Origin of the sequence: Clostridium sp. (assembly GCF_050717635.1) — a bacterium.
In the GTDB taxonomy this organism is placed as follows: Bacteria; Bacillota; Clostridia; order Clostridiales; family Clostridiaceae; genus Clostridium_AD.
In genome coordinates this window covers 118,526-134,242 of sequence record NZ_JBOITO010000003.1, presented here as the reverse complement: position 1 = coordinate 134,242, position 15,717 = coordinate 118,526, and the positions used below count along the sequence as shown (strand labels likewise).

Genomic DNA, 15,717 nt, shown 5'->3' with positions numbered 1-15,717 from the left:
ATGTCTATAATTTTTAAATCAGAAAAAATAAAAATAATTAGGAGGAGCTTACGCTCCTCCTAATTATTTTCTTACCTTTATTAAATTTCTAACGTCCCCAAGAATAGCTCTTGGAACTGGTAAATCAAGCATTGTTTTTAATCCTGGCTCTGCATTCATTACAAGTGGAATCATATTAACACATATAGCTATTGTAGCAATTCCACCTGGTATTTCTGGTTTTATTTGAAGGTTCAAGTCTGGAACACCCTTAATAGTTACATAATCTCCAGTATCAATATTCTCCATTTCTGGTTTGATCTGTTGAGGATGTTCCATTGTGATAAATAATTTATCTCCTAAATCTGCAAATCCTAATTGTTTACATCCAGCAACGTCTCCAGCTTTTACTGAAACAATATCAGTACTACGTGGAATAGTTGTTAAAATCGGTGATTTTTCTTGCCTAATATTATTAAGCTTTATATTAAATGCTTCTTCAAACATTCCAAAGGATTGTAAAAATCCAACATGTCCATCTATTGTATTGTCTTTAACGCCTTGTATAAATTCTTCTTTTTTGAGTCCTATTCCTTGCTCAACCATAACTGCTTTACCAAAGCAAGCTAGGTCATTAACTCTAGTAGCGTTTATGCTATCAACTGTATCACAAACTCCTGTAAGCATTATGGCAACTAAATCCATTATAAAGCCTGGATTTACTCCAGTTCCTAATATAGAAACCTTATTTTCTTTAGCAATTCTATCCATTTCATCTGATAATTCGTTATCTAGTGCCCTTGGGTAGGACATTTCTTCTGCTGTTGTTACAACATCCATGCCAGCTTCTGCAGCCATTTTTATTAATGGGAATACAACTTTCGTAAACGAAGCTGTGGCCATAAGACAAACATCTGCATAACCTTTCTTTATAACATCTTCAGCATTTTTTGTAACTATGCAAGAATTATCTTCACTCGCTTCTACACCTAATACTTCATAAAGTTTTTTAGAAACTTTACTCGGATCCATATCTATAGCACCTACGATAGTAAACCCCTCTTTATTAAGTACCATTTTAGCAATACCGCTTCCCATTACGCCAAGTCCCCAAACTACTACTCTTATCTTATTTTTCATAATATTTTCCTCCTCATAATTTTATAAATTATTATAATACTTTTCAACATAAGGGGAGGTCATAGCTGCTAAAAGACAACCATAATCTATTTTAAAGTCCACTATATCTCCCACTATTAGTTCTTTTTCACAATCCGTTACATCTATAATTAGATGATCACTACTTGCACCAAAAATACTTATATTATGGTCAATTGGAACTAACCCTTCCAGTCTTATATCTTGTCTTCCTACTGCAATAATAGCTCTTTTTCTTATTCCTTCATCTTTAAAATTAGGTTTATTACCAAAAGCATCCATTCCTATAATACCCCTTGGTAATGTTGGTTTGCTCTTTATTTCAATTATTTCACCCTTTAATATAAAAACATCTTCATAACAATTAGGCACAGAGAGTCCATAAGCAGTTTCCCTACCAAGAACTATTGACTCACCTATCCTAAGCTGATTAATTTCTTCTGGCATAGTACCATTCATAACCATATAAAGACTACTAGAGTTTCCTCCTGAAATTACGGATAAACTAAGTCCAAAGGTTTTTTCTACATCCCATTTTAACTCTATAAGTTTCCCCAAGTTTTCTCTATCAGGAATTACTCCACCATAACAAGTAAGATTCGTGCCCAGTCCAATTAACTTAATATTATCTAATTTTACTATTTCTTTAACTATGGAACCTACATCCTCAGCTAATACTCCCTCTCTTAAATCTCCTAAATCTACCATTAGTATAATATTATGAATTTTATTTAAATCTTGTGAAGCTTCACCCAGCTTCACAATTGTAGAAAGCTCCGAATTTAAGCTTACATCACTATATTTTGCAACCTCATATGCTTCACTTATCATTGGAATTCTAAGCATCATCTTATTACAATTTAAATCATTCATTTTTTTTAAATTCATAATTCTAGAATCTGCAACTGATTTAACTCCAGCGCTAAGTATAGTCTCAACAATAGGCTTATTTGCACAAAAGACTTTAGTTACCATAGTAACCTCTATATACGTTTTATTACACATGGCTAATACATTCTTTACGTTGTGTGTTAATTTTGCTAAATCCACTTCCACACAAGGATAAATCTTTTTCATATAGCTACTCTCCTTCTTCTAAACTAGACTACTCTCTTCATCAATTTCCATATCCATTGTTATGCCTAAACTTTGAATTAAAAGTGCTTTTGCAACTTCACTATTTTCTCTACTTAGAACCCCGGCACATGCCATAATATAGTTTTTATCTAGAAGTACTTTAGCAGCTTTTTTAGGTAACATCGTAACCTCATCCTTTAAGTATCTTATTGTAAGGAGTAAGTCTTCACCCTTAGGAAGCCTTGTGAGTGCTCCTCCAGTGCCTATTATATATTTAACCTCAGATAAATCTTTACCATAAGCCACAAAACCACTTTCGCCATCATATTTTCTTTTTATGAACCCTACGTGCCTATCTATTGCAACATCTATAGCTTTTTTCGACAAAAGTCTACTTGCATTTATATCCTCTACTTCTTTAGGTATAGCTTTTATATGTCGACTTATATCTTCCACAGTATATCCACCTAAATCCCTAGGGTCAAGTAAATCTATAAGATTTTTGCTATTAATAAAAACTCCAAGATCCCCTTCTACAGTTCTTTTAGCCTTTGGTTCAGGATTTATTAGCATATCTAAAACTGCACTGCTTCCTTCCGTAACAGAATGTACATCTGTGGTAGCACCACCTACATCAAAAACCACCAGGTCTCCTATCATTTCATACAAAACTTTTGAGCTTTCCATAACTGCTCCTGGAGTTGGCATTATGCTTCCATTTACCATTTCTTTTATTTTATTCATCCCAGGAGCTTTTACAATATTCTTTTCAAAAGCCTGTTGTATTATTCTTCTTGCTGGTTCCACATTCAATGTATCCACCATTGGATATACGTTATCAATAACATAAATCTCTTGTCCGTAAAAGATATCTTTTATTTCTTCTTGATTTTCAATATTTCCACAGTATACAATAGGAATGCTAAATTTTTCCTTACTTATAAGTTCTGCATTATAAAGAGCAGTCTCTCTTTCACCATAATCCGTTCCCCCAGCAATCATTATCATGTTAGGACTTATATCATGGATTCTCTTTAAATCACTTTTTCTCATCTTACCAGCAGTAACCATTTTTATGATACCACCAGCACCAAGGGCAGCTTCTCTAGCAGCCTTAACCGTCATCTGCTGCATAAGTCCATGAACAGTTATACGAAGACCACCTGCCGCACTTGATGTAGCTAGCATTTTTTCCCATGTAATTGACTCCTGAATTTGATTTTCTATATCTTTTATTGCACTTTTGAGTCCCATAGTTACATCACCATCTGTTACTGTGGTACAGCTTTTACCTTGAAAAGGGATGTTTACAGAAACGCGGCCCTTATCGTCATAGGCTACATTAAAAGCTGTAACTAAAGTGGTAGTGCTACCTATTTCAGCAACTAGATAATCTACCTTCACAAGAATTCCCTCCTTTTACGATTCTTCCTCTTCTTCAATATCAGGAATACCCATTAACCTTTTTATTATGAAGGATGCAACACCTGTACCATTTGATCCACGTCCAAACCCAACATCCATACCGTTTGCTTTAGCTATTTCATCTGTTACTTGTGTTCCACCTGAAATAAGTATAATTTTATCCCTTACCCCTTTTTCTATGCAAAGATCACTAAGCTTTCTCATATTCTTTATATGGACATCATTATGAGAAATAATTGTACTACAAAGTATTGCTTGAGCTTTAGATTCTATAGCAGCATCCACTAACTTTTCAATTGGACAAGAAGTTCCAAGATAAAGTGCATCTATACCAAACCTTTCTACACCACCATGTTTAATATCTATAATTTCTCTTAGTCCAACTGAATGTTCATCTTCTCCTACTGTTCCAGCAGCAATTTTTATTGGGTGCTCTTTTACGTAATCTTTCATAACTTGATTTGAGAGCACTTTTCTTCTTTTGGGAAGTACTAATTCATCTCTTTTTACAGGAGTAAAATCGCAAACACCCTTAATTTCTACAAGGCAACCTTCAGCTTTTTGAAGTACTTGTTTATGAAGAATTTCTACATCTTTTAAGTTCATTCTCTTACCCATTTCAATGGCTGCCGCTTCAGCAATTTGTTCGTTTTCAGGAATAAATAAAGTAATCTTTACGTACCCATCTTTAGCCCATTGAACTTCAGGAACCACAGTTCCATCTTCTTTAACTTTTTCCATTCTCTTAAATACATTATCATTCTGGTCTAATTCATCTATATATTGGATTTTTGAATGGTCACATAATGTACACTCAGAAATAGGATCGCAAGCTTTTTTATATTCACTTGGAACATTATTAAATCCAAAGTGACCACAAACTGGTGCATAATAATCACTGTCTCTCAGAACTATTGTGTCCACAGCATCTCCGCCGTCCATCTTTCTTGAAATACCGTCATCATTTCTTTCTGGATACTCACCTGAATCTATAAAGAATCCTGAATCAACTGCTTTAAAATATCCTCCTACCTCTACCATTTCCTCAAGGAACAATATAGCTCTTTCTTCTAATTCTCTAGCTTTTTCAGGTAAATAACCAGTCTTTTTAAGTTCTATCATGTCCATTAGTCCATCCATACCTAAAAACGACTGTTTTGCAGTATTTATAGCATGAATATTATTATAATGCCACGGAACATTACGTCCTTCATCAGGGGTTATAGTACTTTGAATATCAACTGAAGTTAATTCTGAAATTAATAAATTAAGTGTATGACCAACTGTAGCTTCTCTTTCACAAGATTCTACATATTTTGTATTCATTTGAGCCCTCATTTTATATTTTTTAAAGAAATGTCTAAGAGCTACTGCATAAGGCAAGTCATATCTCATACAAGGAGCTGGTGCTGAAGTTGGTGGTACAGTTGAAAGCGCAATATTTTCTGGTTTCATACCTACCAGTTCTGAGAAACAAGAATTTATTGCATGTTGTACCATAAGTTCTGGCATTACTTTATATCCCTTCATAGCTGTTGCATTTGCATTATGTGCACCATCAATTTGAAGAATTTCTGCAAAAGCCATTACACCTTTTGCAACTGCTGCATCTACAAAAGATCTATACATATTTATGTTCCTATAAAGCACGTTATATTGTGGATCTTGATGAGCTCCGTTAACGCCTTCTTCTGCGAACATAACTGCTACATCAGGACCAGCCACACCGGATACATAGGAATGGAAATTAATTCTTCTCCCTACTTCTTCTTCTATTAAATCTATAGCTTTTCTTGTTGCCCTAACTTCTTTTCTAGTTATTGGTACGCCGCCTATACCCTCTGGACTTCCTTCGAGTAGTCCGTCAAAATGACTTTGTCCCATTGTCCTTATTACCATTAAATGATCAGCACCATGCCAGGCTGCCATTCTCATTCTTCTTATATCATCTTCAAATCTTCCTGACGCTATTTCTGTGGTAATGACAGGTCTTGGCTGAGGGTCTATACCTTCAAAACTTCTTGATGCTGGGAGGCCATGACTTTTCTTAAGTGGAGCTGATATTTCATGATAAGTGAATTCTCCCACTTTTCCTTCTTTATTTTCTTCTCTCCAGTGCCAACCTCTCCATTTTGGCTCATACTTATCTAAGTCTTTTAATATTTCTTCTACATTAAGCTTTACATTTTCTTCTAACTTGTGGACCATTACTTGTCACTTCCCTTCATTTTTTCTGATACTTTATCCCAACCTATACCACTAGCTAATTCTTCACCTGCTTTAAGGTAATCCATGTGCTTTAGTTTTGCGTAAGTTAAAATGACATTTCCAATACCTTTTCCTAGTAAGTTGTACTTTGTACCATAATCAATTAATGGTTTTGCCTGTAAACTTGAAAATCCCATTCTTAAAACTACAGACCGCTCAATAGCTGGGGAGGTATGGGTATAAGCTAAATCCACTATTGGTTTTACGATTTTTTCTGTTAAACTCCAAAATCTATCATATAATTGCTCCTCTGTTAGTCCCTTTAAATGCTCACTTCTTTTCTCAAAATCATCTTCTCTTTTCATAAATTAATTTCCTCCTAACATATTTGAACATTGTGCTCATTTAAAATTTCTACTACTTTTTCGCAGCTTAGTTTTGTTTCTACGGATAAAAAATCAATATCAACCTGATCAACTTTATTATCTGTTAATCTATTTATTATATTTTTCATGTAGGATTTTTTTAATCCTTCCATATCTATATCTGTTACTTTAACCACTGATGGATGAGACGGAATTACTATATTGACCCCAGGCACTTGCTCTTTCGGATCCCCTACATAAACCTTAATTCCGTTGTCTTTAGCAAAATTAAGCTGTGGTATTAAATGTTTTCCCGCTCCTGTATATTCTGTCTCTTGGACAACTATTATGGCATCATCATCATATTCCTGAGCAATTGCAAAAGCAGCTACAAGAGAAACGTTTCCTGCTGGTCCTCTTTCTAGTCCTTCAAGCTGCGCTAATATTTCTGTCATCCAAAATACTTCACCTTGAGTGGTAGTTACATATCTGTCTAAATACCTTAGTGGTCTAGCAGCGCTTCTCGGTACATCTGATCTATCAGGGTACGTCATAAATGGAATTCCAAACCCTGTATGTCCCGTAGTAAACGATTTTTTATTAAAGTCTATATCTGACGCCATATGAAGGCCTGAAAGATCAACTGATGCTCCTATTATCTTTGTATCCAAAGCACCTGCCTTAATAAGTCCTCTTGCAGTACCTGTAACATTTCCACCGCCTGCATGGGTTATAATAACCGCCTCAGGATCTTTACCTAACTTTTCTCGACACTGCTCAGCTATTTCATATCCTAGTGTTTCAATACCGGCAACGCCGTAAGATGAATATAATGATGCATTATAATATTTTGTATCCTCTAGAATTTTAAGGTAAGAGTAGAATAATTCTGGACCTACAGTAAGTCTAACAACTTCTGCTCCAAACCCCTCACACTTTCTTCCCTTTTCCAATATTTCTGGTTGGCCTATTTTTTTTGAATCATAACATTCATTGGCAATTATACACTTAAGACCTCTAATGTTAGCTTGTGATGCAACCGCAGCCCCATAGTTACCCGAAGTTGCTGCTCCTACGCCTTTGTACCCTCTCTTCATTGCGTCAAATACAGATATACAAGCTCTCCTATCTTTAAAACTTCCAGAGGGGTTACAACTTTCATCCTTTATAAATATTCTAGCCGCATGTCCAGTTTTGGAAGTCTTTCTCGCCAGCTTAGTAATATTTTTAAGTTCTAAAAGTGGAGTATTTCCTACGCCCACCTCATTTTGGATTTCTTTGATTTCTTCTAAACAATATCCAACATCTTTCATTAGTCCCTCGTAATTAAATGAAAGCTTCCCAGTTTCATATTTACTATAATCTATTCCTATAGACTCAAGAATTATTTCATTCTTTCGTGCCATAAGCTCTTCATATTTACTCATGCTTTATAACCTCCTCTTATAACCAAACTTAAGTTGCAATTTTATTGTGCTATTATAACTTTAGCTTGTTTTCCTATATTACCTATTTCTTCAACGTATTTACCATAAGTATGATAATATCCTGGCTCTACATCTACAACTGTGCCTCTGACAATTCTACCTACATTAGTTTCAACTTCTACCTCATTTCCCAGCTCACAGTCACTAGTACACCTGCCACGCGTCCAACACTTAAGAGGCGTCTTTTTTGTCTCATCTGGTATGTTTTCGGCTCTATCTTCTGGTATTAAAACGATTTCTTCTACTTCAACAAAGGTACCTTTTTTTATCATCATTCACACCTCCAAAATAAAAAATTATTATTAACAGTACTTTATTACTATAAAGCAAATACCGTGCCAAAAATAAAACACATGTATTTAAGCCATTGGCCCAAATACACGTGCTGATTAATCGCAAAATATTCTGCGTTTTTATACAAAAATAAATAAATGTGTGAGTTGTCAGTACTTACAGAGATTATTATGCATGCAAAATATCTTGCATGTATAGCAAATTTTTTTGCCATTCCTATAATTACTCTATAATTTCGTATATTTTTATTTTGTATTGCAAATTTTGCCTTGAAATACTTAGTTCTCTAGCAGCTTTGCTAACATTATAATTATTCTTTTTTAATATCTTTTCTATAATGTTCTTTTCAATACCATTCATATAATTTTCTAGTACAAAACTCTCGTCTAGATTTAATATAATATCCGGATAGTTTTTACTGTTTTCATATACCACTCTGGAATCAAAATAGTTTTCTATTAAAAACGAGTTATTTTCAGCCATATTTATCGCAGCTTCAATAACATTAGTTAGCTCGCGGATATTCCCTGGCCAATTATATTCCTGAAGTTTTCTCATCATAATTTCATCGATTCCTCTTATATTCTTACCTAAAATTTTATTGTATTTCTGAATTAATTTATCTACGAATATTGGAATATCCTCTTTTCTCTCTCTTAGTGGAGGGATATTTATTCTCAATACACATAACCTATAATAGAAATCTTTTCTTAATTTACCATTCTCAATAAGCTTCTCTGGTTCTTCATTTAATGTAGCTATTATTCTAACATCAACATCTATATTTTTAGTACTTCCTACTGGTCTTATATATCCCTCTTGAAGTACTCTTAAAAGTTTAGATTGAAGATATGGTTCTAGTGAATTAACTTCATCTAATAGAAGAGTTCCATGGTTTGCTTCTTCAAATAGTCCTTTTTTATTCTCCGCCCCTGTAAATCCACCTTTTTCTGTACCAAAAAGCATTCCCTCAAGTAATAGTGCAGGAATAGTTGCACAATTTATAGGTATAAAAGGCTTATCTTTTCTTGCTCCTCCATAATGAATACTTTGAGAAAAAACTTCTTTTCCTGAACCAGTTTCTGCATATAATAATACAGAGGAACTTGACATGCTAGCTTTTTTAGCCTTCTCTATAACAAGTTTCATAGCAGGATTATCACCATATATATCATTAAAAGTATAATGTCTCTTCTTCTTTTTATCTGGGTTTTGCAATTTACAAATACTTTCAGTTAGTTCTTTTAGCTGAGTCATATCCTTAGCTATTTCAATAACTGCTATAATCTTATTATCTACAGTTACTGGCAGTGTAGTATTTATAGTAGTAACTTTTTTCTTATATCCATTACCATAATGTTGTATTAAATCTACAATTTTTTCACCAGTTTTTAATACACTCATAATAGTAGAATCATCATCTTTTACATCCTCTAAATACTCACTAACCTTTTTACCTATTACTTCATTAAGTTCTACTCCTTCTACTTTTCCCATGGCACTATTATAATATACAGTTTTGCCATCACTATCTACTACTTGAATTCCTTCTTCCAAATTTTCTAATAAACATTCTAGTATCTTTTCTGCGCTGGGCAATTTCCTCTCCATACTACCCGTCCCCTCTTTTGATTTATTTATAACAAACCATGTAATTGCTTACATTACATTCATAATAAAAGAGTAATCTATAATAGATTACTCTTTTATTATGAATGTACTACTAATATAAGTCAATTACTCTTTAACTATTTTAAGAACGTTTCCCCCATTAACATCATATCAACATTTTTTGCAACACATCTACCTTCTTTTATGGCTTTCACAATAAGTGATTGACCACTTCTTAAATCCCCTGCGGCAAATACTTTATTTATATTTGTTGCATAATTAGAATCTGTACACACATTTCCACGTGCATCAAGTGTAAGTCCCAAGTCATGAATAAGGCCCTCATGCTGCGTATGGAGAAAACCCATAGCTAAAATAATTAAATCCGCCTCTATAACAAATTCACTATCCTCTATTTCACTCATCTGTCTCTGTCCACTTTCATCTGTAACCCATTGAACTCGTACGCATTGTAATTTCTTTACTGCGTCTTTTTCTCCAATAATTTTTTTAGTACTTACACACCATTCGCGCGTGCAACCTTCTTCATGAGAAGTTGTAGTTTTCAGCGTGAGTGGATAAGTAGGCCAAGGCATAGTCATATCCCTTTCAACTGGTGGTTTGGGCATAATTTCAAGCTGAACAACCTGTTTTGCTCCCTGTCTTATTGCAGTTCCAACGCAGTCCGACCCTGTATCTCCTCCCCCAATAACGACCACTACTTTATCCTTAGCACTGATCTGCTCCTCTACATTTTCCCCGGAATTATTTTTATTTTGTATTTTCAAATATTTCACTGCAAAATGTACGCCTGTAAGTTCCCTTCCCTCTATATTTAAATCTCTAGAAACCGTAGATCCACCAGTTAAAATAATCGCATCAAAGTCCTTAAGTAGAGTATCAACTTTTATATCTACACCTACATTTATTGAAGTTTCAAAACGAACGCCTTCTTCTATAAGTAAATTTAATCTTCTATCTATGATTTTCTTTTCTAATTTAAAGTCTGGTATTCCATACCGTAGTAAGCCTCCAATTTTCTGTGCTCTCTCAAATACAGTAACAGTATGACCCACTGAGTTAAGTTGAGCACTTGCGGCAAGCCCTGCTGGACCCGATCCAATCACAGCTATTTTTTTATTTGTTCTAATCTTAGGATGTTTAGCACGTATAAACCCTTCTTTAAAAGCCCTTTCAATGATACTAAGTTCAATATCCCTTATGCATACGGCTTTTCTATTTATTCCAAGTGTACAAGCCCCTTCACAAGGAGCTGGACATAATCTACCCGTGAATTCTGGAAAGTTATTTGTAAGACTTAATCTCTTATAGGCTTTCTTCCAATTCTCATTGTAAACCATATCGTTCCAATCTGGTACCAAATTCCCAAGTGCACATCCCCAATTGCAAAAAGCTATTCCGCAACTCATGCACCGTGAAGCCTGTTCTGCTAGTTCACTATCTTCAAGAGATATATAAACCTCGTTATAATCTTTGACTCTTTCCTCAACTTTTCTTTTTGTAAAGTTTTTACGAGTATATAGCTTAAATGCTCCTAATTTTCCCATCTTACACCCCCTCAATCTGGGACATTTTTTTCTTTTGCTCTAAAATTAATTTATACGCTGGTGGAATGACTCTTTTAAACATACCGGAATATTTTTTCCAATTTTCTATTATAACTTTTGCTCTCATACTATTTGTATATTCATAATGTTCTTTAATTAAATCATATAATATTGTTGTTTCATCTTTACTTAATGCATCAATTTCTAACATTTTCATGTTTACCTTTTGCTTAAAATTTTCATCTTCATTAAGAATATATGCTATACCACCGCTCATTCCGCCACCAAAATTTTGTCCGAAATCGCCTAATACAACCACAGTACCGCCTGTCATATATTCACAGCAGTGATCTCCAACACCTTCTACAACCGCCGTAGCTCCACTATTTCTTACTGCAAATCGTTCTCCAGCTAGACCACTTACAAATAATTTACCACTAGTTGCTCCATATAAAATTGTATTTCCAGCTATATAATTTTCTTCTGGTTTAAATGTAGCACTACTAGGCGCTTTTATTACAATTTTAGCTCCAGATAACCCCTTTCCTACGTAATCATTGGCTTCACCTTCAAGTATTAAAGTTAACCCTGCTACGCCAAAGGCTCCAAAACTCTGTCCTGCTGAACCGGTGAAATTGAAAACAATTGTATCCTCTTTAAGCCCAATTGCACCATACTTTGTAGCAATCTTTCCACTTAACATTGCCCCTACACTTCTGTGAACATTTTTAATCTCTAAACTTCCTCTTACATTTTTTTCATCATCTAACGCCGGCTGTGCCATTGCTATTAGTGTATGATCCATTGCACTATCAATACCATGTTCTTGTTTCATTACGCAATATGGTTTTATTCTTTTGGGCATATAAGGTCTATATAATATGCTTGACAAATCTAAATCATTTGCCTTAAAGTGATCTATACTCTTATTTACTTTCATTTTGTCGGTTCTTCCGATCATTTCATTCATGTTTCTAAATCCAAGTTCAGCCATATATTCTCTTACCTCAGATGCCACAAATGTAAGGAAGCGCATTAAATATTCTGGTTTGCCTTTAAAATTCTTTCTCAGCTCCACATCTTGCGTCGCACATCCCATATCACAAGTATTGCAATGACAATTCCGTAGCATGGTACATCCCATTACCACTAAGGCTGTAGTTGCAAAACCAAATTCTTCTGCTCCCAGAAGTGCAGCAACTACAACGTCTTTACCGGTCTTTAATTGTCCATCTGTTTGCAGGGTCACTCTACTTCTTAAATTATTGAGTAACAATGTTTGATGCGTCTCAGACAGCCCAATCTCCCAAGGTATTCCTGCATTTCTTATAGATGAAAGCGGCGCTGCTCCGGTCCCCCCATCATGACCACTAATAAGGATCATATCAGCGTGGGCTTTAACAACCCCTGCTGCAATGGTACCAATTCCTATTTCCGAAACAAGTTTAACACTAATTCTACTTTCAGGATTTACACATTTTAAGTCATATATAAGTTGTGCTAAATCTTCTATAGAATAAATATCATGGTGGGGTGCTGGGGATATTAAATCTATTCCTGGTGTTGAATTTCTGATTTTCGCTATATACTCATTTACTTTTTTGCCTGGCAAATGCCCACCCTCACCAGGTTTTGCACCTTGCGCTACTTTAATCTGAAGTTCATCTGCATTTACAAGATAATTGGTATTAACTCCAAAACGCCCAGTAGACACCTGCTTTATTGCACTTCTTTTGTCATCTCCATTATTATCCACTACAAATCTTGTTTCATCTTCGCCACCTTCACCGCTATTGCTTTTTCCCCCAAGTCGGTTCATTGCAATTGCTATACTCTCATGAGCTTCCTTACTTATAGATCCTATGGACATGGCACCAGTACAAAATCTTTTTATAATTTCGCTGATTGGTTCTACTTCTTCTATAGGGATTGCATGTCCCTGCGTGAATTCAAACAATCCTCTAATTGTACATAAATTCTTGCTTTGCTCATTTATTAACTTTGCATATTCTTTATAAACTTCATAATTGTTAGTTTTAGTAGCAAATTGGAGCTTATATATACTTTCAGGATTAAACAAATGGAATTCTCCATTGCTCCTCCATGAATATAATCCACCAACTTCTAACTCAGAATTTGTTCTTCTAAGTCTATTAAAAGCTGTATTATGTCTCATTAATACTTCTTTTGCAATGGTATCTATTCCTATTCCACCAATTCTAGCAGGGTTGCCTCCAAAATATTTATTTATTACATCTTCATTAATTCCAAGGGTCTCAAATACTTGTGCTCCATGATAACTTTGCATCGTACAAATACCCATCTTAGATAGAATTTTTAAAAGCCCTTTATTGATTGCATTTATATAGTTAACAATTGCCATCTTAGCATCTACTTCTTTAATTTCGCCTTTATCTACCATATCTCCTATAGTTTCAAAAGATAGATATGGATTTATTGCAGAGGCACCATAGGCTGTAAGAAGTGCAAAATGTGTAGTTTCTCTTGCTTCTCCTGTTTCAATTATTATAGCTACTCTTGTCCTTGTTTTTTCCGCAATTAAATGTTGGTGTATACTGGAAACTGCAAGAAGACTTGGTATAGCAGCTTCATAGCCATCTATTTTTTTGTCACTCAAAATAATTATATTATAACCTTCTTGAATTCTTTTAGAAGCCCGCTTACAAATTAGCTCTAGCGCCTCCTTGAATCCATTTATTCCACTATCATATTTAAAAGTAATTGGAATAGTGGTTGCTTTAAAATCTTTGTTTCTTATTTTTTTAATTTTTGCTATATCTTCATTTGACAGAATAGGTGTGTCAATTTTAATAAAAGGGTGCTGTAATGAATCATCTTTTAAAAGATTTTGCTGACAACCTATATAATTGGTGAGAGACATAACAATTCCTTCACGAAGAGAATCAATAGGCGGGTTGGTAACTTGTGCAAATAATTGTCTAAAATATGAAAATAATAATTGCGGTTTATTAGAAAGTACTGCAAGAGGCGTGTCATTTCCCATTGAACCGATTGGTTCTTGTCCCGTCTGTGCCATACACTTTATAATTTTAGTTACGTCCTCCATACTATATCCAAATGCTTGTTGCTTTTCTCTGAGACTTTCAGAATTTATAATTGTATTTACTTCCCCTTCATGGAAATCATCTAGTGTATACTTATTTATTTGGAGTAATTTCTCATAAGGTTCTGCTTTGCAAATCTCTTCTTTGATATCTTCATCTTCCTTAATTATTCCCTGTTTTGTATCCACCAAAAACATCTTCCCTGGTTCTAGTCTTCCTTTTTTTAATATTTGCTCTGGTTCAATTGCAAGAACGCCAAGTTCTGAAGCCATTATAACTATATTATCTTTCGTAATAACATATTTAGCAGGTCTTAATCCATTCCTATCTAGCGTTGCTCCAACTTGTGTCCCATCTGAAAAGAAAACTGCTGCAGGTCCGTCCCAAGGTTCAACCATAGAAGCATGATATTCATAAAATGCTTTTTTGTAAGATGGCATAGATGTATTTTTTTCCCATGCCTCAGGAATAAGCATCATCATTGAGTGTGCATTACTTCTACCATCCATTTTTATAAATTCAAACATGTTATCTAGTGATGCAGAATCGCTACCTTTTGTGTTAATAATAGGAAAGAGTTTAGATATATTCTCACCATAAACTTTAGATTTAAAAACACCCTCTCTTGCATTTGCCCAATTTCTATTTCCTCTAATGGTATTAATCTCACCATTATGTGCTAAATATCGAAAAGGTTGTGCTAAATCCCAAGTAGGGAATGTATTAGTACTAAATCTTTGGTGTACAAGTGCTATAGCACTCTTAAAATTTATATCATTTAGATCTAAATAATATTTTCTTATTTGCTTTGGAAGAAGTAATCCCTTATAAATAATTGTTTTACTGGATAAACTGCATATATAAAAACAATCTGCGTTCCTTTTAATAAGTCTGTTTACTTCATTCTCTGTTCTTTTCCTGATAATATATAATTTTTGTTCAAACTCATCTTGGCTACAATTCACTCTTTCAAGAAAAGCTTGTCTAATTACGGGTTCAGTTCCCTTAGCAGTTTCTCCCAATACTCTATTATCAGTAGGCACAGATCTCCAGCCTATAACCTTAACATTCTCTTCTTGTGCTACTCTTTCAAGGATACCCTCGCACTGATATCTTATTGCAGGTTCTTTAGGTAAAAAAAGCATACCCACACCATATTCTGAGTTTTTAGGAAGTTCTATTCCTAAGTTATCGCAACATATCTTTAAAAACTCATCCGGAATTTGAACCATAATTCCTGCTCCATCGCCTGTATTTGGATCAGAACCTACCGCACCACGATGAGACATATTCATCAAAACCTTCAAACCTTTTTTTACAATACCATGAGATTTTTCCCCTTTGATATTGGCTATAAATCCAACTCCACAACTATCTTTTTCAAATTGCGGATCATACAATCCTTGTTTTAAAGGTAATCCTCTTTTATTTTGCATATTTTTACGCCTCCATTTAAGTG

General features: G+C 34.4%; 10 protein-coding genes. All 10 read right to left on the bottom strand.

What is annotated here, in order from left to right; all coding sequences use genetic code 11:
• Positions 1-63: 63 nt before the first annotated feature.
• A complete protein-coding gene (gene ord / locus ACREWB_RS02155) occupies positions 64-1,119 on the bottom strand; it encodes a 2,4-diaminopentanoate dehydrogenase (RefSeq protein WP_431545839.1) in 1,056 nt (351 codons plus the stop codon).
• A gap of 21 nt (positions 1,120-1,140) precedes the next feature.
• Positions 1,141-2,214 (bottom strand): ornithine racemase Orr, encoded by a 1,074-nt coding sequence (orr, locus tag ACREWB_RS02150; RefSeq protein WP_431545838.1) that lies wholly within the window; start codon positions 2,212-2,214, stop codon positions 1,141-1,143.
• 18 nt (positions 2,215-2,232) lie between these two features.
• Entirely contained in the window at positions 2,233-3,618 is a 1,386-nt protein-coding gene (locus ACREWB_RS02145; RefSeq protein ID WP_431545837.1) for a GlmL-related ornithine degradation protein, read from the bottom strand.
• A 15-nt stretch (positions 3,619-3,633) separates the two neighbouring features.
• The gene (oraE, locus tag ACREWB_RS02140) at positions 3,634-5,847 is read right to left on the bottom strand and encodes a D-ornithine 4,5-aminomutase subunit OraE (RefSeq protein WP_431545836.1); all 2,214 of its coding nucleotides are present in this window, start codon (positions 5,845-5,847) and stop codon (positions 3,634-3,636) included.
• Positions 5,847-6,212: an ornithine aminomutase subunit alpha gene (locus ACREWB_RS02135; RefSeq protein ID WP_431545835.1), complete on the bottom strand. Its 366-nt coding sequence runs from the start codon at positions 6,210-6,212 to the stop codon at positions 5,847-5,849. The genes oraE and ACREWB_RS02135 overlap by 1 nt, the downstream gene beginning before the upstream one ends.
• Positions 6,213-6,226: 14 nt before the next feature.
• Positions 6,227-7,639, bottom strand: coding sequence for a 2-amino-4-oxopentanoate thiolase subunit OrtB (ortB, locus tag ACREWB_RS02130; protein ID WP_431545834.1), 1,413 nt, complete (start codon positions 7,637-7,639; stop codon positions 6,227-6,229).
• Between the two features lie 41 nt (positions 7,640-7,680).
• Positions 7,681-7,974, bottom strand: coding sequence for a 2-amino-4-oxopentanoate thiolase subunit OrtA (ortA, locus tag ACREWB_RS02125; protein ID WP_431545833.1), 294 nt, complete (start codon positions 7,972-7,974; stop codon positions 7,681-7,683).
• A gap of 241 nt (positions 7,975-8,215) precedes the next feature.
• Positions 8,216-9,604, bottom strand: a complete 1,389-nt coding sequence (locus ACREWB_RS02120) for a sigma-54 interaction domain-containing protein (RefSeq protein ID WP_431545832.1) — start codon at positions 9,602-9,604, stop codon at positions 8,216-8,218.
• 137 nt (positions 9,605-9,741) lie between these two features.
• Entirely contained in the window at positions 9,742-11,172 is a 1,431-nt protein-coding gene (locus ACREWB_RS02115) for a glutamate synthase subunit beta (protein WP_431545831.1), read from the bottom strand.
• Position 11,173: 1 nt separating this feature from the next.
• Positions 11,174-15,694 (bottom strand): glutamate synthase large subunit, encoded by a 4,521-nt coding sequence (gene gltB, locus ACREWB_RS02110; RefSeq protein ID WP_431545830.1) that lies wholly within the window; start codon positions 15,692-15,694, stop codon positions 11,174-11,176.
• Positions 15,695-15,717: the final 23 nt, after the last annotated feature.